Source organism: Azospirillum himalayense (assembly GCF_042657465.1).
GTDB lineage: Bacteria > Pseudomonadota > Alphaproteobacteria > Azospirillales > Azospirillaceae > Azospirillum > Azospirillum himalayense.
On sequence record NZ_JBHSLC010000008.1, the window covers coordinates 1 to 22,775 of the forward strand.

Consider the following 22,775-nt stretch of genomic DNA (forward strand, 5'->3'; position numbering starts at 1 on the left):
CGCCGGACCGGCCCGCCATACCCGTTCGGGGTGGCGGGCCGGTCCGGCGTTTGCGCGTGTGGTTGCTTCCGCGGCAGGCCCGGGGCGGGGTGGTTCGCCTGAACTTGTCGGGATCCGACGGGAAACCATCACACGGACAGAAAATATCCCGGCACGGTGGCCGGGATTCTTTCGGTTGATCAGGGCGAAGCGCGTCCGACGGGACGTCAGGACGTGCCGGTCCGTTGAGCCGGGGCCGCGTGCATGTGCGGCGGCACCATGCCCTCCCGGGCGGACTGCAACGCGCCCTGCTGTCGCGCGGCGAAGACGCCGGCTTCCGTTCTGTTGCGGAAGTGCAGTTTGGACAGAACACTGCGCACCATCGACTTGATGACCGCCTCGGACAGATCAAGCTGATTGGCGATCGTCCGGTTGTTCAATCCCTGGCCGAGCAGGCGCAGGGTTTCGAACTCCGGTTCCGACAGCCGCGGCAGCAGCGTCAGCCGGATCTCGTCGACGCCCAGCCGGGACAGGAACTGCTTGGGCATCAGACAATGCCCCTCCAGCCCCAGGTCCAGCAGTTCGTTGATGCGATCCACGTTGATGTCCTCGAACACCCACGCATCGGCGAAGGCCAGGATGTGTGCGGCGTCCAGCAATTCCCGCGACGACAGCACCACGACGATCCGCGACCGGCGTGACAGCCGCAGATACACCATCGGTTCGTTCTCGCGCAGAGCGGTGAACTGCTGAAGGCCGATCAGGATCGCATCGGGCGTCAGCGTGCTCTGCGTCAGTTCCGATATGTCGTGGAAGACGGTCACACGATGGCGACCGGCCCGGTCGAGCGCCTGCACCACGGTGTCGGTCAGGGAATTGTTGTCGAGAATCAGGCAGACGTGCATGGGGGTCACCGCGTTGCGGGTCGAGTGCGATGCTTTCTCTTGGGCGTACTCATGGTTCATGTGCATGGGTCAGCTCTGTTTGGAGGAGGCATCCACGGCAGGCCCTTATCGGGCATTGTCGCCGCCTGTGTTTTAGGCTTGTCGCGTGCTCTCTATGGGTCAGCGCTCTGTGTCTTCGCTTAGATGGCTTCATTTAAATACTGCATCGAATTTCAGGCATATATCCATCAAACCTGGAAAAAAACTTGACACTGTGATAAACAGTTTATAAATTGGACGTGTAACGCGTAAATCAAACGATAGATGATCACTCAAGATCGTCAAGCGCATCTGAATGGCGACCGGGGTGCTCCAAGCGATAACTCTTTTGTGACTGACTGCGCTGAAAGGCCAGTACAGGTATGTGTCGCAAAGTGGGGCATTCGCTGAGGAGAGTCGCTGGTCATCCGGTCAGAACGGCGCACCGATCGGATAGGTTTTCACGCATTTCGATCATTGGTGCTAATCCTTTGCGCGCATGAGATGTTCTGTGGCCGGCCGTCGCCACGACGCTCATTTTAAACAACCAAACATGGAAAAAATCCCGCTGCCGCTTTCTTTCGTGCAGAAGCATAGATGAAAAGTCATAGTTCCTGTTATGTTCAGTCGGCCTTTGCTGTATAGGTGATTGTTCCGCGCCGCAAATGACCTATGGCCCTTGTCCGGATATTGCCCCTCTTCCGAATGTGGTAGCAGTTCTTCAAGCCACGGGGCGAAAGGGTAGTTGGATCGCCAACGGGGTGGCCCGGTTAGTCCGGGGAGGGCTGATCCGAAGCAACGGGAAAAACGAAGGCGGACGGGGCCATGAAAATTCTGATCGGTGACGACCATCTCCTTTTTCGTGAAGGCCTGCGCCGTCTTCTGGAGCAGCTTCACGGGGACGCGATCTTCGTCGAGGCGGGCACCTTCGACGAGGTTCTTCAGCAATGCCGCGTCGGCGGCGGGTTCGACGTGGTGCTGATGGATCTGCATATGCCGAACTGGCCGGGCTTCGACGGGCTGCGCGAGGTGCAGAGCCTGCAGCCGGGCGTGCCGGTGGTGGTGATCTCCGCCTCCGAGGCGCTCAACGACATCCGCGGCGCGCTCGACCACGGGGCCACCGGCTACATTCCGAAGTCGAGCAGCGTCAAGGTGATGATGGGCGCGCTGAATCTCGTCTTCTCCGGCGGCATCTATGTGCCCCCGGGTGCGCTCACCGCCGCGACCGCGGCGTCCGACGCCGCGCCGCGGCGCGGCCGCCTCGACGGCGCGGACCGCAGCGCCTATGGCCTGACCCAGCGCCAGCGCGAAGTCCTGGATTGCCTGCGGGCGGGAAAATCGAACAAGCAGATCGCCTACGAACTCGGCCTGTCCGAGGGCACGGTGAAGATCCACGTCACGGCGATCTTCAAGTCGCTGGGCGTGAAGAATCGCACGCAGGCTGTCATCGCCGCCGCGGCCATGGCTTCGTAAGAGAGGCGGTCCGAAGGTTACGGGGCAGGGCAGGACACAAGAAAACGGGTTGGAGACCGACAGGGCCGTGAGCAGGCACGAACAAGGTGCCGCCGCGGCCTTTTCGATTCCGGCTTTCGCCTCACCTCATATACTCACGCCTGAACCCGCGCCGCGTCGGCGGCGTGCCTATGGGCCCAGAAGGAGGAAGACAGCGATGGCGGCGGAAACCCCGGTGTGCGACTTCGGCCGGAAGGCGGAGGATTTCAGCCTGAAGGGAACCGATGGAAAGACCTACAGCCTGGCCGACGTCCAGGGACCGAGCGGCACGCTGGTCATGTTCATCTGCAACCATTGCCCCTATGTGAAGGCGGTGATCGGGCGAATCGTCGAGGAGGTCGACGCGTTGCGGGCCCACGGCATCGGCGCCGTCGCCATCATGTCCAACGACACGGACGCCTATCCCGACGACAGCTTCGACAACATGAAGCGCTTCGCGGCGGAGCACGGCTTCACCTTCCCCTACCTGCTCGACGAGACGCAGGAGGTGGCGCGGGCCTACGGTGCCGTCTGCACGCCCGACTTCTTCGGCTTCAACGCCGACCTTTGCCTGCAGTACCGCGGGCGGCTGGACGCCTCCAAACGCGAGCCGATCCCCGACGCCCCGCGCGAGCTGTTCCATGCGATGGTCCGCATCGCCCAGACGGGGCAGGGGCCGACCGACCAGATCCCCAGCATGGGCTGCTCCATCAAATGGCGGAATCCTGCCTGATTCCGCCCGAAGCGTGGCCTCAAGCGAACCGCAGTTCGCATGAGACTCGTATCGCCTCATTCGCCGGCGGGCTGCGGTCGCATGTGCGACCGGGACCGCCGTCGCGGTCCAAAGCGGATTGCAATCCGCTTTAATGCCCGGAAGGGCGCCGTTGCGCCTTGACCGCGTGCGGCGCCCAATGCTATCCGGCCCTTTGAACCATCAGAACCGCCCGCCGCAGCCGCGCGCGGGCGCAATCTCCGCTGTAACGGTTTTCGTGCCGTAGGATGCCGCTGTAGAGCCATGAGCGATATTTTCCGCGAAGTCGACGAGGATCTGCGCCGCGACCGCATGGAGCGCATGTTCAAGCGCTACGGCGGCATCATGCTGGCGGCCGCGCTGGCGGTCGTCGCCGCGACGGGCGGCACGGTCGCCTGGCGCAACTGGCAGCAATCGCAGAAGGAGAGCGGGACGACGGCTCTCGCCGCCGCCCTGTCCCAGGCCGCCCAGGGGCCGGACAAGGGCGTCGAGGCCCTTGCCGCTTTCGCCGCCAAGTCCGATCCCGGCATGGCCGCGCTGGCCCAGCTGAACGCCGCCGCCCTGCTGGCCCGCGAGGGCAAGACGGCCGAGGCCGTGACCGTCTACGACACGCTGTCCAACAACGCAGGCGCCGGCGCGGTCTACCGCGAGCTGGCCGCCCTGCTGTCGGTGATGCACCAGCTCGAGTCCGGCGATCCGGCGCAGCTCCAGGCACGGCTCCAGCCGCTGACGGCGGATGCCAATCCCTGGCGCTTCTCCGCCCGCGAGATGAGCGCCGTGCTCGCCGCCCGCGCCGGGGACAAGGAGCGCGCGCGCACCCTGTTCCAGCAATTGGCCGACGACTCGCAGGCTCCGGCCGGCGTCCGGTCGCGCGCCGCCGATCTCGCCACCCTCTACGGCAAGAGCTGATGACCCGCATTCCCAAGGCCGCCCCGACCGCGCACCCCACCGCGAAGCGCCGCTCCCTGCGCACCGCCCTGCTTTCCGCCCCGCTGCTGGCCGTGCTGCTCAGCGGCTGCGACACCGTCAGCGGGTGGTTCGGCAAGACCCCCGATCCGCCCCTGCCGGGTGAGCGGGTGTCCATCCTGACCCGCGAACGCAAGGTCGAGGTCGACCAGCGGCTGGTCGGCACGCCGGTCGCCCTGCCGACCGCCGTTGCCAACCCGGCCTGGGCGCAGCCCGGCGGCACGTCGGACCACGCCGGCGGCAACCTTGCTTTGTCGGCCACCCCCGCCGAGGCGTGGCGTGGCGACGTCGGCACGGGGGCCAGCAGCTCCCGCTCGCTTCTGGCGACGCCGGTCGTCGCCGATGGGCGCATCTTTGCCATGGACGCCGACTCGCACGTCGCCGCCCTCGACGAGCGCACCGGGCGTCAGCTCTGGCGGATCGACACCAAGCCTGAGAAGGAGCGCGGCGGCGCCAGTGGCGGCGGCGTCGCCTACGCCGATGGGCGCGTCTTCGCGGCCACCGGCTTTGGCGAGGTGGTGGCGCTCGATCCCGCCAACGGTTCGATCGTCTGGCGCAAGCGTGTTCCGGGTCCGGTGCGTGGCGCCCCGACCGTGGAAGGCGGGCGCGTCCTGGTCCTGACGCTGGACAACCAGCTCACCGCCCTTTCGGCCTCCGACGGCGCCGTCCAGTGGTCGCATCAGGGCATCCTGGAGACGGCGGGCCTGCTGGGCGCCGTCAGCCCGGCGGCCTCGCCGACCCTGATCGTCGCCCCGTATTCTTCCGGCGAGCTGTACGGCCTGCGCCCGGAGAACGGGCGCGTGGCGTGGCAGGAGAGCTTGGCGGCCATCCGCCGCAGCGGCGCCCTGAGCAGCCTCGCCGACATCCGTGGCCTGCCGGTCATCGACCGCGGCGTCGTCTACGCGATCGGCCATTCCGGCCGCATGGTCGCCATCGACGAGCGCATCGGCATCCGCCTGTGGGAGGCGGAGATCGGCGGCACCCAGACCCCCTGGCTCGCCGGCGACCACATCTTCGTGATCACCAACGATTCGGAGTTGGTCGCCCTGACCCGTCAGGCCGGTCATGCCCGTTGGGTCACGCAGCTCGCGCCGTTCACCGATCCGGAGGACAAGAAGGGGCCGATCACCTGGTCGGGTCCGGTCCTGGCCGGTGGCAAGCTCTACGTCACCGGGTCGAACGGGCAGATGCTCGCCCTGTCGCCCGCCGACGGGCAGGTGCTGACCCGCTATTCGTTGCCGGCCTCCACCTATTTGCCTCCGGTCGTGGCGAACAACACCCTATATGTCCTGGGCGAGAACGGTACGCTGGTGGCGTACCGCTGATCGCCGCCCCTGGTTCTTTATAAGGCCCCCGGCCCGATGTCCTTCACCGTTGCTCTCGTCGGTCGGCCGAATGTCGGCAAATCGACTCTCTTCAACCGTTTGGCCGGCAAGAAGCTGGCGCTGGTCGACGACACGCCCGGCGTGACGCGCGACTGGCGCTCGGCCCCCGCCCGCGTGGGCGGGCTGTCCTTCACCGTGGTCGACACCGCGGGCCTGGAGGACGTCACCGACGACAGTCTGGAGGCGCGCATGCGCCGCCAGACCGAACGCGCCCTGGAGCGCGCCGACGTGGCGCTGTTCATCGTGGACGCCCGCAGCGGCATCACGCCGCTGGACCGCCATTTCGCGGCCCTGCTGCGCAAGAGCAAGACCCCCGTCATCCTCGTCGCCAACAAGGCGGAAGGCAAGGTGGGGATGACCGGCCTCTACGAGGCCTTCGAACTTGGCCTGGGTGACCCCCTCGCGCTGTCGGCGGAGCATGGCGAGGGCATGGCCGATCTGGTCGAAGCCCTGCTGCCCTACGCCCCGCCGGAGCCGGAGGCGGTCGACAAGGCCGCGGCCCCCGCCAAGGGCGAGGGGGAGGAGGAACTGCCCGTCGGCGACCAGCCGGAAACCGACGAGGAGCGTGCCCGCCCGATCCAGATTGCCATCGTCGGTCGTCCGAACGTCGGCAAGTCGACCCTGCTCAACGCCCTGATCGGTGAAGAGCGCGTGCTGACCGGCCCCGAGGCCGGCATGACGCGCGACGCCATCAGCGTCGATTGGGAGTGGCGCGGTCGCAAGTTCCGGCTGGTCGACACCGCGGGCATGCGCCGGCGCGCCCGCGTCGATGCCAAGGTGGAGAAGCTGGCCGTCGCCGACGCCCTGCGCGTCGTCCGCATGGCCCAGGTCGTCCTTCTCGTGGTCGATGCCAACCAGATTCTGGACAAGCAGGACCTGACCATCGCCCGCACGGTGGTGGAGGAAGGCCGCGCCCTGGTCATCGCGCTGAACAAGTGGGACGCCGTGGACGACCGCGCCATGGCCCTGCGCCAAGTCGAGGACAAGCTCCAGGCCGCCTTGGCCCAGATCAAGGGCGTGGAGGTCGTGACCATCTCCGCCCTGCAGGGCAAGAAGCTGGACACGCTGCTGGATTCGATCCTGTCGACCTACGGGCAGTGGAACCGCCGCATTCCGACCGCCCAGCTCAACCGCTGGATCGAAGGTGTGCTGGATCACCATCCGCCGCCCCTGGTCGAGGGCCGCCGCGTGAAGATCCGCTACGCGACGCAGGTGAAGACGCGCCCGCCGACCGTGGCGCTGTTCGTGAACAAGCCGCTGGATCTGCCGGAAAGCTACCAGCGCTATCTGATCGCGCATCTGCGCGAGACGTTCGACCTGCCGGGCGTGCCGGTGCGGCTGCTCCTGCGCAAGCAGAAGAACCCCTACGCGGACGATTGAGAGGCTCGGCATTGGGGCCCTCCCGGTCTCCCTTTCCGCTTCTGTAACGAATATTCTCGTCATTTACGCGAGGGCGAGAGTTCAGCCCCCTTCAGATGAGCATTCGACCGGACTGATGCGGTTGGAAAATGATCGCATTCATCATTTTCCAACCGTGAAATCCCGGCAGATCAATGCGTTAGCATTGATCGAGAGACTCTTGCCGGCGGCGCCTTCTGGTGCCGACGGCGTGCATTCCGGCCAAGGCGGGAATGACGAGCGAGGAAAGCGGCGGCAGACGCCATCAAGACGCCGTTCGTCGCCACGCTGCGGTCATTACCCCCGCCCCGATAAGCATCGCTCCCCCTGTCCGATTGAAAATCCGTCGGATCGAGGGGCGTTGCACCGCTTGTCCCGCCGCCGAGGCCAGAAGTGCGTACAACGTGGCGTTCAGGGTCGCCAACACCAGGAAGGTGGCTTCCATGATCAGTATTTGTGGCAAAAGCGGCTGAGTGGAATCAACAAACTGCGGTAGAAAGGCAACGAAGAACACGATGCTTTTGGGATTCAGTGCCGTCACGGCATAGGTGTGAAGGGCCATGCGGAAGGGGGGCACGGCGGGAGCCGGCTCGGTTGATGTGGCCTCGACAACCGGGGATCGCCACAACTTGAGGCCGAGATATACGAGGTAGGCCGCCCCAATCCATTTCAATGTGGTGAAGAGCAGGGACGAGGCGGCCAGCACCACGCCCAAACCAAGCATGGATGCGGTCATGGCGGTGAAGTCGCCGAGCGCAACGCCGACGACGGTGGCGAGCCCTGAACGCCGGCCCTGACCGAGCGCATAGGATACCACAAGCAGGATCGTGGGGCCTGGGATGATCAACAACACCGCGGATGCTGCGGTAAAGGCAAGCCAAGCTTCTATCGGCATCATCACCTCCCTCTGGATAGCCGTCGACTGATCCATAAATCTGGCCGGCTTACAACGTCCGATTTCGCGGGAACGGCCTTGTAGACCGGACCAGCGGTGGGAAGGGTGAGGAACGCCTTCGACTTATCGAGGCAGGGGAAAGCCCTTGGTTTTCGCGCCAAGCGGCATCGTGTTCGTGCTGAAGCGGGGCATCCTTTGGATGATGCTGCCGCAGGAGTCGGGCTGCGGCTCGGACACCCAGTCCGGCTTCCTCACGCGCGTCGGCGCGCTGCTCTCCTTCCGCTTTCTGTTAAGACGTCTCCAAGCTTACCCTTGCGCCGACACCACTTCGCCGTGGCGTGTGCAGGACGTTTCCGCCAACGCCAGGAAAGCCTCGGTCACGTCGTCCGGCTGGGCCAGCTTGGTCTGGTCTTCGCCGGGGAAGGCCTGCATGCGCAGCTTGGTCGCCACGATGCCGGGATCGATCAGATTGACGCGCAGGTTCGACGAGGCGATTTCCATCGCGTAGGTCTTCACCATCATCTCCAGCGCCGCCTTGCTGGCCCCGTACGGGCTCCAGTAGGGGTAGGGCGCGTTCGCGGCGCCCGACGTCACGAAGATGGCGCGCCCCGCGTCGGACGCGCGCAGCAGACGGTCGAAGGAGCGGATCAGACGGAAGTTGGCCGTGACGTTGACGTCCATCACGCGCTGCCACAGCTTCGGATCGTAATGGGCGACCGGGCCCAGCGCCTCCAGGACGCCGGCGTTGCTGACCAGGATGTCGAGCTTTCCGAAGCGCTCGAAGATCGAGTAGCCGAGTTGGTCGATCTTGTCGAACTGCCGCAGGTCCAGCGGGACCAGCGTGGCATTGCGGCCCGTGGCCTGGAAGATCGCGTCGTCGGTCTCCTCCAGACCGCCGACGGTGCGGGCGGCGAGGATGACGTGGGCGCCTTCGGCGGCGAAGCGCTTGGCGACGGCGGCACCGATGCCGCGCGAGGCGCCGGTGATGAGGGCCGTGCGGCCGGAAAGACGGGACATGGCGGCGACTCGACGATGTTCGGTAGCGGGATTGGCAAACGGGCCGGTCCGCAGGGGTTGCGGCCGGCCCGTCGCGGCGGTGGTCAGGCGGTCAGGCGCGGATGCGGACGTTCGCCTCGACCGGCGGGTGGTCCAGCGCGTCGGTCAACGCGATGGGGTAATCGCCGGTGAAACAGGCGTCGCAGAAGGTCAGCTTCTGCGGGTCGCGGCGCTCCTCGCCCATGGCCCGGTAGAGGCCGTCCAGGGAGATGAAGGCGAGGCTGTCGGCCTGGATGAAGTCGCGCATCTCCTCCACCGACATGCGGTGGGCAAGCAGCTTGCTCTGCTCCGGGGTGTCGATGCCGTAGAAGCAGGGGTGCGAGGTCGGCGGGCTGGAGATGCGCATGTGCACCTCCTTCGCCCCGGCGGCGCGCACCATCTCGACGATCTTCTTCGAGGTCGTGCCGCGCACGATGCTGTCGTCCACCAGCACCACCCGCTTGCCCTCGATCATGGCGCGGTTGGCGTTGTGCTTCAGCTTCACGCCGAGGTGACGGATCTGGTCGGTCGGCTCGATGAAGGTGCGGCCGACATAATGGTTGCGGATGATGCCCAGCTCGAACGGGACGCCGCTCTGCGTGGCGTAGCCGAGGGCCGCCGGCACGCCGCTGTCGGGAACCGGCACCACCACGTCGGCCTCGATCCCCGATTCGCGGGCCAGCTCGGCGCCGATCCGCTGGCGCGCGTTGTAGACGGAGGACCCCTCCATCACGCTGTCGGGCCGCGCGAAGTAGATGTATTCGAAGATGCAGAAGCGGCGGCCCTGCGGCTGGAAGGGGCGGAGGCTCTGCACGCCCTGCTCGTTCAGCACGACCATCTCGCCCGGCTCGACGTCGCGAACGTAATCGGCGCCGACGATGTCGAGCGCGCAGGTCTCGCTGGTCACGATGTAGGTGTCGCCCAGCTTGCCCAGGACCAGCGGGCGGACGCCCAGCGGGTCACGCACGCCGATCACCTCGTTCGGGGTCAGCGCCACCAGGGAGAAGGCGCCCTCGACCTGCCGCACCGCCTCGATCAACCGGTCCACCGGCGAGCCGCCGCGGGCGATGGCCATCAGATGGACGATGGTCTCGGTGTCGGTGGTGGACTGGAACAGGCAGCCGCGGCGGACGAGCTGGCGGCGCAGCGTGTGCGCGTTGGTCAGGTTGCCGTTGTGGGCCAGCGCGAAGCCGCCGAACTCGAAGTCGGCGTAGAGCGGCTGGACGTTGCGGATCGTCGTGTCGCCCGTGGTCGCGTAGCGGACGTGGCCGATGGCCTGCGGGCCCTTCAGCTTGCCGATGATGGCTTCCGACGAGAAGTGATCGCCGACGAGGCCCAGCGTGTGTTCCAGATGGAAGCGGTCGCCGTCGTGGCTGACGATGCCGCAGGCTTCCTGGCCGCGATGCTGCAGCGCATGCAGGCCGAGCGCGGTGATGGCCCCCGCCTGCGGATGGCTGTGGATGCCGAACACGCCGCACTCCTCGCGCAGCTTGTCGTCGTCGAACGGATGCGTCGTCAGCATCGGAAGATCCTCGTCATACACAGCATCACCAAAGGGCATTGCCCCGGCGGCCTCTTTGCCAGCGGGGCGTTACTCACAGGCACTCTGCACCATGCGGCGTTCAGCGTGCGTTCTGGATCAGTCGCTCAAGGTCGCCGCGGTCCCGGTCCTTATAGCCGGTATCGGATTGCGACGCACCACCGGTCTTCGGCGCGCCGGGCACCGGCGTGGACAGCCGGTCCAGCGCTTCCTTGGCCTCGACCGCCTGTCGCGCACGCTCCCGCGCCATGTCCATCTGGCCCAGCCCGTCCTTGCGCAGCGACTCCGGCATCACCTCGTAGATCATGGCGGCGCCGGACACCAGCATCGGCCGGGTCTTGGCGCTCTGCAGCCACGCCGGATGTTCCGCCGGGTTCGGCACCAGCCAAGCGAAGAAGAGATAGGCGACGGAGGCGAGGATTGCACCCTTCAGCAGTCCGAAGACAAAACCCAGCGAGCGGTCGAGCGCCGAAAGGCCGGAATTCTGCACCCCGCGCGACACGACGCGGCCCAGGATTGTCAAAACCACAAGACTGACGACGAACAGCGCCACCGCCGACGCGGCGTAGGCGGCCATCTCGACGTGGATGTAGGTCTGTGCGATGGGCAGAACGTGGGGTAGGGCGTTCAACGTGATCAGCGCGGCGCCGACCCAGGCGGCGACCGACAGCACCTCGGCCACCATGCCGCGGGTGAAGGCCAGCAGGGCCGACAGCAGAAGCACCACGATGACGGCCAGATCCGCCGGGTTGATCGGGAAGGTGTCCATAACGCCGCTACGCCTCGTGCGCTTTCGCTTCAGATGCTCGTGTCAAATCAGACGCTTCAATCCCGGCCGCGCGGCGGACGGGGTCCCGATCCGGCCTGGAACAGCGGCAGCAATTCGCTGAGCTGCTGCAACTCGACCGATTTCAGGCCGGTGTCGCCGCGCCCCGGCTTCTTGCCGTTCCGTCTAGCCGGAAAGATCGCCGTTGAAAACCCCAGCTTCGCGGCTTCCTTCAGCCGGGCGTCGCTCTGGCCCACGGCGCGCACCTCGCCCGACAGGCCGACCTCGCCGAAGACCACGGCGTCGGCGGGCACCGGCTCCCCGGTCAGCGAGGAGACGAGCGCCGCGGCGACCGCAAGGTCGGCCGCCGGCTCGGTGATGCGCAGCCCGCCGGCCACGTTCAGATAGACGTCGTTGGCGCCGATCTGCACGCCGCAGCGCGCTTCCAGCACCGCCAGGACCATGGCGAGACGCGCCGAGTCCCAGCCGACCACCGCGCGCCGCGGCGTGCCGAGCGGCGAGGGGGCGACCAGCGCCTGGACCTCGACCAGCACGGGGCGGGTGCCCTCCATGCCGGCGAAGACCGCGGCGCCCGACACGTCGCCGCGCCGTTCCGCCAGGAACAGGGCGGAGGGGTTGGCGACCTCGCCCAGCCCGCCGTCGGTCATCTCGAACACGCCGATCTCGTCCGTCGCGCCGAAGCGGTTCTTCACCGCGCGCAGGATGCGGAACTGGTGGCCGCGCTCGCCTTCGAAATAGAGCACCGTGTCCACCATGTGCTCCAGCACGCGGGGACCGGCGATGGTGCCTTCCTTGGTGACGTGGCCGACCAGCAGCAGGACGCAGCCGCGCCGCTTGGCGACGCGGATCAGCTCCTGCGCGGAGGCCCGCACCTGGGCGACGGTGCCGGGGGCGCTGTCCAGATTGTCCACATACATGGTCTGGATCGAGTCGATGACGACCACCTCCGGCCCGTCCGTCCCGTCGAGCGAGGCGACGATGTCGCGCACGCTGGTCGCCGAGGCCAGCTGGACCGGGGCCGCGGCGCAGCCCAGCCGGACGGCGCGCAGCCGCACCTGATCCACCGCCTCCTCGCCGGAGACGTAGGCGCAGCGGTGTTCCTGCGACAGCCGGGCCATGGCCTGGAGAAGCAGGGTCGACTTGCCGATGCCGGGGTCGCCGCCGATCAGAATCGCCGATCCGGGGACGAGGCCGCCGCCGCAGACGCGGTCGAACTCCTCGATCCGGGTCATGCGCCGCGGCGGCGCCTCGCTGGACCCGGCCAGTCCCACGAAGTCCAGCCGGCGCCCGCGCGCCACGCCCAATCCCTTGGGGGCGGCGTCCGGAGCGGCTTCCTCGACGAGGGTGTTCCATTCGCCGCAGGCGTCGCAGCGACCCGCCCATTTCGGGAAGGACGCGCCGCAAGCCTGGCAGACGTAGCGGGTGGTTGGCTTTGCCAAAGGTCTAGCGATTGGTTGGAGCGGCAGCGCCCCACATATAGCAAGCTGACGTTCTAAATCCTATGGCAGAGGTGATAAAAAGCTGGGGCTTTTCTCGGCCGTTCCGGTGTTAGGTTCTGTCCCGGAATCACGATGAACAACGGATGTGAGGTGACGCGGTGGCGGACAAGGACGCGCGGAAGATCCCGCTGCACGGCCCGGAGGAGTTTGAGGCGATTCGCAAGGCCGGGCGGCTGGCCGCGGCGACGCTTGACCACATCACGCCCCAGGTGGTGCCGGGGGTCAGCACGGGCCATCTGAACCGGCTGATCGAAACCTTCATGCGGGACAATGGCGCCATCCCCGCGACCCTCGGCTATCACGGCTATCCGGCGGCGAGCTGCATCTCGCCGAACCATGTGGTGAATCACGGCATTCCGTCCGACGACAAGACGCTGGTCGACGGCGACATCGTGAACGTCGACGTGACGGTGATCCTGGACGGGTGGTACGGCGACACCAGCCGCATGTTCTTCGTCGGCGACAAGATCGGGGTGAAGGCGCGCAAGCTGGTGGACATCACCTACAAGGCGATGATGGCCGGCATTGCGCAGGCCAAGCCGGGCAACCATCTGGGCGACATCGGCCACGCCATCCAGACCCTGGCCGAGTCCCACCGCTACGGCGTGGTGCGCGACTTCGGCGGGCATGGCATCGGGCGGGTGTTCCACGACGCGCCGCATGTCGACCATTTCGGCAAGCGCGGCACCGGGGTTCTGCTGGTCCCGGGCATGGTCTTCACCATCGAGCCGATGCTCAACGCCGGCAAGCCGGACGTGAAGATCCTGTCGGACGGCTGGACCACCGTCACCCGCGACCGCTCCCTGTCCGCCCAGTTCGAGCATCAGGTCGGCATCACCGAAACGGGCTGCGAGATCTTCACCCTGTCGCCGGCGGGCTTCACCCAGCCGCCCTACGGGACCGCTGCCGGGGCCGTCGCGGCATGAGCGGGAACTTGAAGCCCTGGACGGTCCTGGAGCGCCGGACCCTGCTCGATGCCGGGCCTTTCCTGAAGGTGCACGCCGAGACCGTCGAGACGCCGGAAGGACGGCGGGTTGAGAATTTCTATCAGGTCGAGCAGATGGACTTCGTCCAGATGTTCGTCGAGGACGCGGATGGGCGCGCCCTGATGCTGCGCACCTACAAGCATGGCCCGCGCCGCGTCAGCCTGACCTTTCCCGCCGGTGCCCTGAACACCGGCGAGGAGCCGCTGGCCGCGGCGAAGCGGGAATTGCTGGAGGAAACCGGCTACGCCGCGGAGAACTGGACCGCGCTCGGCTCCTACGTGGTGCAGGGCAACCAGCGCGGCTGCGTCTGCCATATGTTCCACGCCCGCAACGCCCGGAAAGTGGCCGAGGCGGATTCCGGTGATCTGGAGGAGATGCGGTTGGAGCTGCTGACCCGTGCCGAGCTGATCGCTGCGGCAGCAGAGGGCGATTACGCCCTGCTGCCGGTCATCGCCATGCTGGGCGCCGTTCTGCTGCCGGAACTGCGCGACAACCTCGCGCGGTCGGCGGCGCGTCCGGCGCCCTGACGGTCACTTCCCGTCGGTCGGACCGGCGAAGAAGTGGGCGAGCGCGTCCGCGGCTTCGAGCGACAGCTGGTTGTCGTTCTTGAGGAGCTGCTCGTGGGCGTTCTTGATGGTCTGCACCGTCTCTTCGTTGGTCAGCAGTCCCTTGGCCTGGAGCGTCTCCAGAATCTTGGCGCTCAGCATGAAGCTCGCGAAGGCCAGTCCGTTCGTGGTGATGTCCGCCATGCTCGTCTCTCCGATGGGACGCCGGCCTGTCGTGGCCGGCGTTCTTTCTGGCCGACCCTACCGGGCGGCAGGTTAATTTTGCACGAACCGGCGCTGCGGCGCTTTACAGCGCCCGCACCTGCATCTTGATCGGTCCTTCGCCCCGGCCATGGACGAATTGGTCCACATAGGGGTTGCCGGAATGGTCAATGTCGTTGGCGTGGCCGGTCCAGATGATCCGGCCCTGGTAGATCATCGCCACGCGGTCGGCGATCTTGCGGGCCGAGGCCATGTCGTGGGTGATGGTCACGGCGGTGGCGCCCAGATCCTTCACGCACTTCACAATCAGCTCGTTGATCACGTCGGCCATGATCGGGTCGAGGCCGGTCGTCGGCTCGTCGAAGAAGATGATCTCCGGCTCGTCGGCGATGGCGCGGGCGAGGCCGACGCGCTTCTGCATGCCGCCCGACAGTTCCGACGGGAACAGTTCCCCGACCTCCGGGCCGAGGCCGACCGCGCCCATCTTGGCGATGGCGATGTCCTTGGCCTTGGCGCGCGGCATGTGCTCGCCCTGGATCAGGCCGAAGGCGACGTTCTCCCAAACCTTCAGGCTGTCGAACAGGGCGGCGCCCTGGAACAGCATGCCGAACTTGTGCAGCAGCTTCTCCCGCTCGCGCGGGCGCAGCCTCGTCGTCTCCTCGCCGTCGACGCGGATGGAGCCGCTGTCCGGCGACAGCAGGCCGAGGATGCACTTCAACATGACCGACTTGCCGGTGCCCGACCCGCCGATGACGACCAGCGATTCGCCGCGCCCGACCTCCAGGTCGATGCCGTTGAGCACGACCTTCTGACCGAACGCCTTGTGCACGTTCTTCAGCGAAATCTTCGGCGGATGAGCGGGGGGAACCTGGGACATGGAGTCGCTCACTTCGTCGAGAAGAAGATGCCGGTGATGAGGTAGTTCCACACCAGGATCAGGATGGAGGCCGAGACCACGGCGTTGGTCGTCGCAGCACCCACGCCCTGGGCGCCGCCGCGCGAGTGGTAGCCGTGGTAGCAGCCCATCAGCGACACCATGAAGCCGAACACCGCCGCCTTGACGAGGCCGGAGATCACGTCGACCGGCTCCAGGAACTCCCAGGTCCGGCCGATGTAGGAGGCCGGGTTGAAGTCCAGACGGTAGACGCCAACCAGGAAGCCGCCGAACACGCCGATGATGTCGGCGACCAGCACCAGCAGCGGCAGCATGGCCAGACCGGCGATCAGGCGCGGCGCCACCAGATACTTGAAGGGGTTGGTCGACAGGGTGGACAGCGCGTCGATCTGCTCGGTCACGCGCATGGTGCCGATTTCGGCGGCCATGGCGGCGCCGATGCGCCCGGCAACCATCAGGCCGCCCAGCACCGGCCCCAGTTCGCGCGTCACCGAGAGGGCGACCACCGTGGCGATGGCGCCCTCCGCCTGGAAGCGGGAAAAGCCGGAATAGCTCTGCAGCGCCAGCACCATGCCGGTGAACAGCGCGGTCAGCCCGACCACCGGCAGCGAGTAGTAGCCGATGTCGATCATCTGGCGCAGGATCTGCCGCGGGTAGAACGGCGGACGCACGCAGTGCGACAGGGCGGCGCCGGTGAACATGGCGAGCTTACCGGTGGCTTCCAGAAAGATCAGGAAGGCCCGTCCGGTGGCGGCAAGGAAACCCATCAAGCGACCTCAGGCGGCGGCGGGTCGCGGTAGACCCTGTGGTAACGCGTGCCCAGCGAGGTCAGGATCTCGTAGCCGATGGTTCCGCCCTCGCTCGCCACGGTGTCCACCGGGCGGTTCGGGCCGATCAGCTCCACCAGCCCGCCGGGCGTCACCGCCTCGTCGGGAAGGTGGCTGACATCCACCGTCACCAGATCCATCGAAACACGCCCAACCACCGGAGCGGCCACGCCGTTGACGAAGACATGGCCGCGCGCGCTGAGCGAGCGCAGATATCCGTCGGCATAACCCACTGCGATGGTTGCGATTTTTCCTCTCGCCGCAACGCGGTGCGTGGCACCGTAGCCAACGGTCATAGGGCTGTCAACGTTGCGCACCTGAAGCAGCCGGGCGTCGAGCCGGATCGTGCCCCGCATCGGGTTCGCCGCGGCGGGCGTCGGATTGACGCCGTAGAGCGCGCAGCCGGGCCGCACGAGGTCGAAATGGAAGGCCGTTCCGTGGAAGATCCCGGAGGAATTGGCGAAACTCGCCTCGGCCGCGGGAAGCCGCCCGATCGCCGAGCGGAAGCGGCCGAGCTGCTGGCTGTTCATCACCGTGTCTTCGTCGGCGCAGGCGAGGTGGGTCATCCACACCCGGACATCCACCCCCTCCAGCCGGGAGAGGTCGCCGGCCAGCGTGTCCAGCTCGTCCGGACCAAGCCCGAGTCGGTTCATGCCGGTGTCGATGTGGACGACGGCGGGGAGGGCCTTTCCCTGCGCCCTGGCGTGGGCCTGCCACGCGGCGATGTCGCCCAGATGGTTCAGCACCGGCAGGATGCGGTGGGCTGTGAAGTCCGGCGCGGTGCCGGCGGGCAGGCCGCCCAGCGACAGAACGCGGGCTTCCGCCGGCGCCACGGCGCGCACGGCCAGCGCCTCCTCGAACTGGGCGACCACGAAGGTCCGGCAGCCGGCGGCGGCCAGCGCCGGAACGACGCGCTGCACCCCCAGGCCATAGGCGTTCGCCTTGACCACGGCGGCGCATTCGGCGGGCGCCACCCGGTCGCGGAGCTGCGTCCAGTTGGCGACGACGGCGCCGAGGTCGATGGTCAGAACGGCGCCGGCGCGGGCCAGCGGATCACTCAGTGGGGCCGAAGTCATGGGTCGTGTCGAGGTCGCCGAATTTCGTGAACTGTCCGTCGAAGAACATGCGGACGCTGCCGATCGGACCGTGGCGCTGCTTGGCGATGATCGCCTCCGCGGTGTTGTGCACCTCGGCGTAGCGCCTCTGCCAGTTGGCGTAGCGGTCGTTGTACTTGTCCTCCGACTCCTCGGGCCGGCGGGCCGGCTCGCCGCGCTCAAGATAGTACTGTTCGCGGTAAACGAACATCACCACGTCGGCGTCCTGCTCGATGGAGCCCGATTCGCGCAGGTCGGCGAGCTGCGGCCGTTTGTCCTCGCGCATTTCCACCGCGCGGCTGAGCTGGGACAGCGCCAGCACCGGCACCTCCAGCTCCTTGGCGATGGCCTTCAGGCCGCGGGTGATCTCCGAGATTTCCTGCACGCGGTTCTCGTTGCCCTTGGTCGAGCTGCCGCGCAGCAGCTGGAGATAGTCCACCACCACCATGCCCAGCCCGTGCGTGCGCTTCAGCCGGCGGCAGCGGGTGCGCACGGCGGCGATGGTCAGGGCCGGGGTGTCGTCCACGAAGAAGGGGACGCGGCTGAGTTCCTGGCTGGCCGCCACGAACTTGGGGAAGTCGCTGTCCTTGATCTCGCCGCGGCGGATCTTGTCGCCCGACACCTCGGCCTCGCCGGCCAGGATACGGGTGGCGAGCTGCTCCGCCGACATTTCCAGCGAGAAGAAGCCGACCGGCGCGCCCTCGCCGCCGTTGGTGCGCATGTGCGCCTTGGCGGCGTTGAAGGCGATGTTGGTGGCCAGCGCCGTCTTGCCCATGGAGGGGCGTCCGGCGAGGATGATGAGGTCCGACGGGTGCAGGCCGCCCAGCTTGCGGTCCATGTCGCGCAGGCCGGTGGTCACGCCGGTGACGTGGCTGGACCGGCGGAAGGCCGTCTCCGCCGTGGCGATGGCCGCCTTCAGCGACTCGGAAAAGGCGATGAAGCCGCCGCGCACGTCGCCGGTCGAGGCGAGGTCGAAGAGCTGCTTCTCCGCCGTCTCGATCTGGTCCATGGCGTCGATGTCGAGGTCGTGCTGGTACGCCTCGTTCACCATGTCCGTGCCGACCTCGATCAACTGCCGGCGCAGGAACAGGTCGTGGATCGTCTTGCCGTAATCGCCCGCGTTGACCACCGTCACGACGTTCGCGGCGAGCTGCGCCAGATAGCCGGCCCCGCCATCCGGCGCCAGCTCGACGTCGTTGTCGAAATAGGCCTTCAGCGTCACCGGATTGGCGATCTGGCCGCGCTCCACCATCTTGGCGATGGCCGAGAAGATGCGCTGGTGCGCCGGATCGTAGAAATGCTCGGCGCGCAGGAACTCGCCGACCTTCTCATACGCCTTGTTGTTCACCAGGATGGCGCCGAGCAGCGCCTGTTCGGCCTCCTCGTTGTGCGGCGGCGTGCGGTATTCCGCCGTCGGCTTCACGGCAGCGGCACGGGACAGCCCGCCGTCGAGGGGGCGCGGCTCGAAAAGCTGGGTGGTCTTGTCATCCATGGCGGCACTTTAGCAAAGGGCGGGACGCAAAGCTGTGCGATCGGGGTAAATCTACCCACATTCCTGTGAGTAACTTTTGCCCACAGCCGGTGAAAGCTGGGGGTAAGGAGGAATTTAAACGTCGTATCAAGAGCTTAGTCCAGAGCAAAACCTGTGGGTCGATGTGGCGCGGACACCTCGGGTCACGCATTGCTGGCGCCGACGTTCCGACCCGTCCGCAAGGGCGGCGGCATGGCCTCGGCCAAGGCCATTTCGGTGCGCTGCATGTAGTCGCGGACGAGCGGGACGGCGCCCAGCGAACGGGCGAGCTGCATCTGGAAAACCATGTGTCCCTGGTAGCGGAAGCTGATCTCAGCCCCCGCCAGGTAGAACTCCCACATCCGGCAGAAGCGCTCGTCATACATCGCGCGGGCGTCCTCCCGCCGGGCCGCGAACCGCGCCCGCCAGTGGCGCAGCGTCTCGGCGTAGTGAAGGCGCAGGATTTCGACGTCGGTGTTCCACAGCCCGGCCTTTTCCACCGCCGGGACCACCTCCGACAGGGCGGGCGAGTAGCCGCCTGGAAAGATGTATTTGCGGAACCATGGGTTGGTGGAGCCCGGCCCATCCGACCGGCCAATCGAATGCAACAGTGCCACCCCATCCTCGGCCAGCAGGTCGCGCAGCTTGGCGAAGAAGGCCGGATAATGGGGCACACCGACATGCTCGAACATGCCGACCGAGACGATGCGGTCGAAGCGTCCCTCCATCTGCCGGTAGTCGCGCAGCTCGAAGCGGACCTGCCCGGCCAGCCCGGCATGGGCCGCCCGCTCCCGCGCCACGGCGAGCTGTTCGCGGGACAGCGTGATTCCGGTGACCTGCGCGCCGGTCATGCGGGCGAGATAGAGCGCCATGCCGCCCCAGCCGCAGCCGATGTCCAACACCCGCATGCCCGGCTGGAGCAGCAGCTTCGACGCGATGTGCCGCTTCTTGGCCTCCTGCGCCTCGTCCAGCCCGGTGTCGGATGTGGGGAAGTAGGCGCAGGAATATTGCAGGTCGCGGTCGAGGAACAGCTCGAAGAAGGACCGCGACAGGTCGTAATGATGGGCCACGTTGCGCCGCGACCGCCGCAGGGGATTGCTCTGCTGGATGAGCCGCAGCGCGGGCGAGACGGTTTCCCGCAAATTGCCCAGGACGCCCTGGACATTATCCGTTCCGGCGCTCAGCAGTGCCAGGAAATCATAGACGGAGCCGCCCTCGATGGTCAGGCGGCCGTCCATGTAGGCTTCGCCGAAGCGCAACCGCGGATTCACCACGAGGTCGCGGTGCAGCGCCTTGTCGTGCAGACGCAGCGTGAGGGACGGCGTGCCGACCCCCACCCGGTGCTTTTGCCCATCGGCACCGACGATGTCCAGAGCACCGGTGGTCAGGGCCGGGCTGAGCAGGCGGGCAAACAGCATCGCGCATCTCCGCATCCGTCGAACACGACTCGGTCCGGTTCCTTCGCTGCGCGCGAATCACCAGGAACGAGAGTCGGAGTTCGGAGCGGGGAGAGGCAACCCGCCGGACGGGGCAGGGGACGGGGCGTCCGGCGCATCCGGATGGGGGAGGGGCCGGGTGATTCGGAGCGCCGAAAGCGGAAAAGCCGCCTCGCCCCTTTCGGGACGGGCGGCTTCCGGACGAGCGGACTGGTCTCGTTGAGCGGGCGGTCAGCCCTCCTCGGAAACCTCGGCCTCGGCGGCCTCGGGGGCCTCTTCGATCTCGTCCTCGTCGTCGCGCAGGTCGGCCGCGGTGACCATGCCGCCGCGGGAGAGCTGCAGCTCAGCCTCTTCCTGCGAACGGGCGACGTTCACCGTGACGGAGATGCTCACCTCGGGGTGCAGGACGACGCGCAGCTTGAACAGGCCCAGCGTCTTGATCGGGGTCTCGATCGACACCTGCTTGCGGTCGACCTTGTAGCCGGCGGCGTCAAGGGCGTCCGCGACGTCGCGCGGCGTCACCGAGCCGTACAGCACGCCGGTCTCGCCGGCCTGACGGATCACGACGACCGTCACGTCGTTCATCTTGGCGGCAACCTGCTCGGCGTCCTTGCGGCGCTCCAGGTTGACGGCCTCCAGGTGGGCCTTCTGCTTCTCGAAGAACGCCATGTTCGCCTTGGTGGCGCGCATGGCCTTCTTCTGCGGCAGCAGATAGTTGCGGGCGAAGCCGGGACGCACCTTCACGACCTGGCCCATCTGGCCGAGCTTCTCGACCCGCTCCAGCAGAATAACTTCCATCACTCGTCCTCCTGATCGGGGCCGGCGGGCCGGAGACGGCGACGCAGCCCAATCCATTGCTCGATCATGCCAAGACCGACCATCAGCACGATCGGCCAACCGAAAAGAAACAGGAACATGTAGAACCCGATGAGGATCGGCAGCTTGGCCGATCGGCGTCGGGCGAACACATGCACCACCGAAAGCCCGGCAAAGGCGAATGGCAGGGACAGGATCAGCGCGGCGTTGACCGCGAGGAACCCGACCGGGTCCGACGCCAGAGAGGCGGCCACCATGGTCAGCAGGAACGCGGTGACGAGCCACCGTGGCAGCTCCACGTCGTCCAGCCGCATGGCGGGGCGCCGGTTGCGACCGAACCGCATCAGGACGCCCTGCGCCAAGGCTCCGTTGACGATCGTCATGACGAGCCATGAGATCACCGCGAAGCCCGGCAACACCTCGGCCATCCAGATGTCCTGCGGGTCCGGAGCCTGCTGGCCCTGCGCGGAGAACATCTGGTCCGCCATGCGGCTCAGCGTTTCCCGCACCGCGCCCTCCAGCCCGCCGGGCTGATCGAGCGTCAGAACCGCGGCACCCAGAAGGCCCGCCAGTCCCATTCCGGTCAGCGCCATCAGGAGCCGGCCCGGAGGATACCATTCAACACTCCCGTCGGGAGCCGCCCGCGCCAGCAGCGCCTGCCGCACCACCAGGATGACCGGGACAGCCGCGGTCACCAGATAGGCGAGAGACACCAGGACGCTGGACGACACCGCCAGGACCGCCACCGTTCCCACCGCACCGGCGAGAAGGGAGGCGGTGGAGCCGAGCCACAGTCCCGCGAGGAACAGCGGCAGCGGCGCCAGATAGCCCAGGATCAGCGCCCCGAACCCGCCGAACAGGACGGCGAGGTAGAAGAAAGCGCTGACCACGCCGACACCGATGGCAGCCGCCAGAGGGGCGGCCAGGGGCGAGGCCATGGGATTGCCTTTGCCTGTTGTCCGCTTCGGTCCTTACTTCACCACGTAGGGAAGCAGGGCCAGGAAGCGGGCGCGCTTGATGGCGCGGGCGAGTTCGCGCTGCTTCTTCGCGGAAACCGCGGTGATGCGGCTCGGCACGATCTTGCCACGCTCGGAGATGAAGCGGGACAGGAGCTTGACGTCCTTGTAGTCGATCGCCGGGGCGTTCGCGCCCGAGAACGGGCAGGTCTTGCGGCGGCGGAAGAACGGACGGCGGGGACCGCCACCGGTGCGGGCCGGAGCGCCCGAGGTCTGCTTGTCGGACATTTAGGCGTTCTCCCCTTCGGCAACGGTGGGCTCCTGGCGGCGCGGCGGGCGCGGGCCACGATCGTCGAAGCGGCGCGGGCCACGGTCACCGCGGTCGCCGCGGTCACCACGCTCGCCGCGGCTCTGCATCATCACCGACGGGTTGGCGTCCAGCGCATCGACGCGGACGGTCATGAAGCGCAGCACGTCCTCGTTGATGCCCATGTTGCGCTCCATCTCGAGGACGGCGGCGGCGGGGGCGTCAAGGTTGAACAGGGTGTAGTGACCCTTGCGGTTCTTCTTGATCTTGTAGGTGAGCGTCTTCAGACCCCAGTATTCGGTCTTGGCGACCTGGCCGCCGTTGTCGCGAATGATCTGGGCGAACTGCTCGCCGAGCTGCTCGGCCTGGGCGGCCGAGATGTCCTGGCGCGCGATTAGCACGCACTCGTAAAGAGCCATCGTACTCCCCATGGCTGTTCATGGTCCGGCGCTGCGCCCCATCCCCTATGGACAGGATCAGCCGCCCGGGCCTAGCCGACGGCACGCGGGCCACCGGCAAGGAGTTATGAAGC

Annotated in this window: 23 protein-coding genes; 7 read left to right on the forward strand and 16 right to left on the reverse strand. The window is 67.1% G+C overall.

Going from position 1 to position 22,775, the window contains the following annotated elements; all coding sequences use genetic code 11:
• Positions 1-206 precede the first annotated feature (206 nt).
• Positions 207-950, reverse strand: a complete 744-nt coding sequence (locus tag ACFPMG_RS06045; protein WP_376994323.1) for a response regulator transcription factor — start codon at positions 948-950, stop codon at positions 207-209.
• A 777-nt stretch (positions 951-1,727) separates the two neighbouring features.
• On the opposite strand from ACFPMG_RS06045, the gene ACFPMG_RS06050 reads away from it, so the two are divergent.
• From ACFPMG_RS06050 to der, 5 genes are all read left to right on the forward strand, one after another.
• Positions 1,728-2,375 carry a response regulator transcription factor gene (locus ACFPMG_RS06050; RefSeq protein WP_114856818.1) on the forward strand — a complete coding sequence of 216 codons (648 nt, stop codon included), beginning with the start codon at positions 1,728-1,730 and terminating at the stop codon, positions 2,373-2,375.
• Positions 2,376-2,571: 196 nt separating this feature from the next.
• A complete protein-coding gene (locus ACFPMG_RS06055) occupies positions 2,572-3,126 on the forward strand; it encodes a thioredoxin family protein (protein ID WP_376994324.1) in 555 nt (184 codons plus the stop codon).
• Positions 3,127-3,408: 282 nt separating this feature from the next.
• Positions 3,409-4,053: a hypothetical protein gene (locus ACFPMG_RS06060; protein WP_376994325.1), complete on the forward strand. Its 645-nt coding sequence runs from the start codon at positions 3,409-3,411 to the stop codon at positions 4,051-4,053.
• Positions 4,053-5,435, forward strand: coding sequence for an outer membrane protein assembly factor BamB family protein (locus ACFPMG_RS06065; RefSeq protein WP_376994326.1), 1,383 nt, complete (start codon positions 4,053-4,055; stop codon positions 5,433-5,435). Before ACFPMG_RS06060 ends, ACFPMG_RS06065 begins: the two co-directional genes overlap by 1 nt.
• A 36-nt stretch (positions 5,436-5,471) precedes the next feature.
• Positions 5,472-6,875: a ribosome biogenesis GTPase Der gene (gene der, locus ACFPMG_RS06070; protein WP_376994327.1), complete on the forward strand. Its 1,404-nt coding sequence runs from the start codon at positions 5,472-5,474 to the stop codon at positions 6,873-6,875.
• Positions 6,876-7,158: 283 nt separating this feature from the next.
• Here der and ACFPMG_RS06075 read toward each other — a convergent pair whose 3' ends face one another.
• The 5 genes from ACFPMG_RS06075 to radA form a co-directional block, all read right to left on the reverse strand.
• Entirely contained in the window at positions 7,159-7,824 is a 666-nt protein-coding gene (locus tag ACFPMG_RS06075) for a LysE family translocator (protein ID WP_417281699.1), read from the reverse strand.
• Between the two features lie 270 nt (positions 7,825-8,094).
• The gene (locus ACFPMG_RS06080; protein ID WP_114856814.1) at positions 8,095-8,805 is read right to left on the reverse strand and encodes an SDR family NAD(P)-dependent oxidoreductase; all 711 of its coding nucleotides are present in this window, start codon (positions 8,803-8,805) and stop codon (positions 8,095-8,097) included.
• Positions 8,806-8,896: 91 nt separating this feature from the next.
• Positions 8,897-10,345 carry an amidophosphoribosyltransferase gene (gene purF / locus ACFPMG_RS06085; protein ID WP_376994328.1) on the reverse strand — a complete coding sequence of 483 codons (1,449 nt, stop codon included), beginning with the start codon at positions 10,343-10,345 and terminating at the stop codon, positions 8,897-8,899.
• A 100-nt stretch (positions 10,346-10,445) separates the two neighbouring features.
• Complete coding sequence (locus ACFPMG_RS06090; protein ID WP_188259292.1) at positions 10,446-11,132, reverse strand: CvpA family protein; 687 nt, start codon at positions 11,130-11,132, stop codon at positions 10,446-10,448.
• Between the two features lie 56 nt (positions 11,133-11,188).
• On the reverse strand, positions 11,189-12,589 hold the full coding sequence (gene radA, locus ACFPMG_RS06095) for a DNA repair protein RadA (RefSeq protein ID WP_376994330.1): 1,401 nt from the start codon (positions 12,587-12,589) through the stop codon (positions 11,189-11,191).
• Between the two features lie 158 nt (positions 12,590-12,747).
• Here radA and map point away from each other — a divergent pair, with 158 nt between their 5' ends.
• Entirely contained in the window at positions 12,748-13,575 is an 828-nt protein-coding gene (gene map / locus ACFPMG_RS06100) for a type I methionyl aminopeptidase (protein ID WP_376994331.1), read from the forward strand.
• Positions 13,572-14,162 (forward strand): NUDIX hydrolase, encoded by a 591-nt coding sequence (locus ACFPMG_RS06105; RefSeq protein ID WP_376994332.1) that lies wholly within the window; start codon positions 13,572-13,574, stop codon positions 14,160-14,162. The genes map and ACFPMG_RS06105 overlap by 4 nt, the downstream gene beginning before the upstream one ends.
• A gap of 3 nt (positions 14,163-14,165) precedes the next feature.
• On the opposite strand, the gene ACFPMG_RS06110 is transcribed toward ACFPMG_RS06105, so the two are convergent.
• From ACFPMG_RS06110 to rpsF, 10 genes are all read right to left on the reverse strand, one after another.
• A complete protein-coding gene (locus ACFPMG_RS06110) occupies positions 14,166-14,384 on the reverse strand; it encodes a hypothetical protein (RefSeq protein WP_035673594.1) in 219 nt (72 codons plus the stop codon).
• Positions 14,385-14,487: 103 nt separating this feature from the next.
• Positions 14,488-15,279 (reverse strand): ABC transporter ATP-binding protein, encoded by a 792-nt coding sequence (locus ACFPMG_RS06115; RefSeq protein ID WP_376994333.1) that lies wholly within the window; start codon positions 15,277-15,279, stop codon positions 14,488-14,490.
• An 8-nt stretch (positions 15,280-15,287) separates the two neighbouring features.
• The gene (locus ACFPMG_RS06120; RefSeq protein ID WP_014240372.1) at positions 15,288-16,064 is read right to left on the reverse strand and encodes an MlaE family ABC transporter permease; all 777 of its coding nucleotides are present in this window, start codon (positions 16,062-16,064) and stop codon (positions 15,288-15,290) included.
• A complete protein-coding gene (gene alr, locus ACFPMG_RS06125) occupies positions 16,064-17,200 on the reverse strand; it encodes an alanine racemase (RefSeq protein ID WP_376994334.1) in 1,137 nt (378 codons plus the stop codon). Before alr ends, ACFPMG_RS06120 begins: the two co-directional genes overlap by 1 nt.
• Positions 17,178-18,710: a replicative DNA helicase gene (locus tag ACFPMG_RS06130; RefSeq protein WP_014240374.1), complete on the reverse strand. Its 1,533-nt coding sequence runs from the start codon at positions 18,708-18,710 to the stop codon at positions 17,178-17,180. Before ACFPMG_RS06130 ends, alr begins: the two co-directional genes overlap by 23 nt.
• A gap of 182 nt (positions 18,711-18,892) precedes the next feature.
• The gene (locus ACFPMG_RS06135; protein ID WP_376994335.1) at positions 18,893-20,146 is read right to left on the reverse strand and encodes a class I SAM-dependent methyltransferase; all 1,254 of its coding nucleotides are present in this window, start codon (positions 20,144-20,146) and stop codon (positions 18,893-18,895) included.
• Between the two features lie 249 nt (positions 20,147-20,395).
• The gene (gene rplI, locus ACFPMG_RS06140; RefSeq protein WP_014240377.1) at positions 20,396-20,962 is read right to left on the reverse strand and encodes a 50S ribosomal protein L9; all 567 of its coding nucleotides are present in this window, start codon (positions 20,960-20,962) and stop codon (positions 20,396-20,398) included.
• Complete coding sequence (locus ACFPMG_RS06145) at positions 20,962-21,918, reverse strand: DUF2232 domain-containing protein (RefSeq protein ID WP_376994336.1); 957 nt, start codon at positions 21,916-21,918, stop codon at positions 20,962-20,964. The genes rplI and ACFPMG_RS06145 overlap by 1 nt, the downstream gene beginning before the upstream one ends.
• Before the next feature lie 33 nt (positions 21,919-21,951).
• Entirely contained in the window at positions 21,952-22,224 is a 273-nt protein-coding gene (gene rpsR / locus ACFPMG_RS06150; protein ID WP_014240379.1) for a 30S ribosomal protein S18, read from the reverse strand.
• Complete coding sequence (gene rpsF, locus ACFPMG_RS06155) at positions 22,225-22,662, reverse strand: 30S ribosomal protein S6 (protein WP_035673612.1); 438 nt, start codon at positions 22,660-22,662, stop codon at positions 22,225-22,227.
• Positions 22,663-22,775 lie beyond the last annotated feature (113 nt).

Coding starts and splice junctions, on each gene's coding strand:
- der (WP_376994327.1), top strand. CDS start 5,472: ATGTCCTTCACCGTTGCTCTCGTCGGTCGGCCGAATGTCGGCAAATCG.
- ACFPMG_RS06065 (WP_376994326.1), top strand. CDS start 4,053: ATGACCCGCATTCCCAAGGCCGCCCCGACCGCGCACCCCACCGCGAAG.
- ACFPMG_RS06060 (WP_376994325.1), top strand. CDS start 3,409: ATGAGCGATATTTTCCGCGAAGTCGACGAGGATCTGCGCCGCGACCGC.
- alr (WP_376994334.1), bottom strand. CDS start 17,200: ATGACTTCGGCCCCACTGAGTGATCCGCTGGCCCGCGCCGGCGCCGTT.
- ACFPMG_RS06055 (WP_376994324.1), top strand. CDS start 2,572: ATGGCGGCGGAAACCCCGGTGTGCGACTTCGGCCGGAAGGCGGAGGAT.
- ACFPMG_RS06110 (WP_035673594.1), bottom strand. CDS start 14,384: ATGGCGGACATCACCACGAACGGACTGGCCTTCGCGAGCTTCATGCTG.
- purF (WP_376994328.1), bottom strand. CDS start 10,345: ATGCTGACGACGCATCCGTTCGACGACGACAAGCTGCGCGAGGAGTGC.
- ACFPMG_RS06120 (WP_014240372.1), bottom strand. CDS start 16,064: ATGGGTTTCCTTGCCGCCACCGGACGGGCCTTCCTGATCTTTCTGGAA.
- rplI (WP_014240377.1), bottom strand. CDS start 20,962: ATGGAAGTTATTCTGCTGGAGCGGGTCGAGAAGCTCGGCCAGATGGGC.
- ACFPMG_RS06045 (WP_376994323.1), bottom strand. CDS start 950: ATGCACATGAACCATGAGTACGCCCAAGAGAAAGCATCGCACTCGACC.
- rpsR (WP_014240379.1), bottom strand. CDS start 22,224: ATGTCCGACAAGCAGACCTCGGGCGCTCCGGCCCGCACCGGTGGCGGT.
- ACFPMG_RS06080 (WP_114856814.1), bottom strand. CDS start 8,805: ATGTCCCGTCTTTCCGGCCGCACGGCCCTCATCACCGGCGCCTCGCGC.
- ACFPMG_RS06145 (WP_376994336.1), bottom strand. CDS start 21,918: ATGGCCTCGCCCCTGGCCGCCCCTCTGGCGGCTGCCATCGGTGTCGGC.
- ACFPMG_RS06115 (WP_376994333.1), bottom strand. CDS start 15,279: ATGTCCCAGGTTCCCCCCGCTCATCCGCCGAAGATTTCGCTGAAGAAC.
- ACFPMG_RS06090 (WP_188259292.1), bottom strand. CDS start 11,132: ATGGACACCTTCCCGATCAACCCGGCGGATCTGGCCGTCATCGTGGTG.
- ACFPMG_RS06130 (WP_014240374.1), bottom strand. CDS start 18,710: ATGGATGACAAGACCACCCAGCTTTTCGAGCCGCGCCCCCTCGACGGC.
- ACFPMG_RS06050 (WP_114856818.1), top strand. CDS start 1,728: ATGAAAATTCTGATCGGTGACGACCATCTCCTTTTTCGTGAAGGCCTG.
- ACFPMG_RS06075 (WP_417281699.1), bottom strand. CDS start 7,824: ATGGATCAGTCGACGGCTATCCAGAGGGAGGTGATGATGCCGATAGAA.
- ACFPMG_RS06135 (WP_376994335.1), bottom strand. CDS start 20,146: ATGCTGTTTGCCCGCCTGCTCAGCCCGGCCCTGACCACCGGTGCTCTG.
- rpsF (WP_035673612.1), bottom strand. CDS start 22,662: ATGGCTCTTTACGAGTGCGTGCTAATCGCGCGCCAGGACATCTCGGCC.
- ACFPMG_RS06105 (WP_376994332.1), top strand. CDS start 13,572: ATGAGCGGGAACTTGAAGCCCTGGACGGTCCTGGAGCGCCGGACCCTG.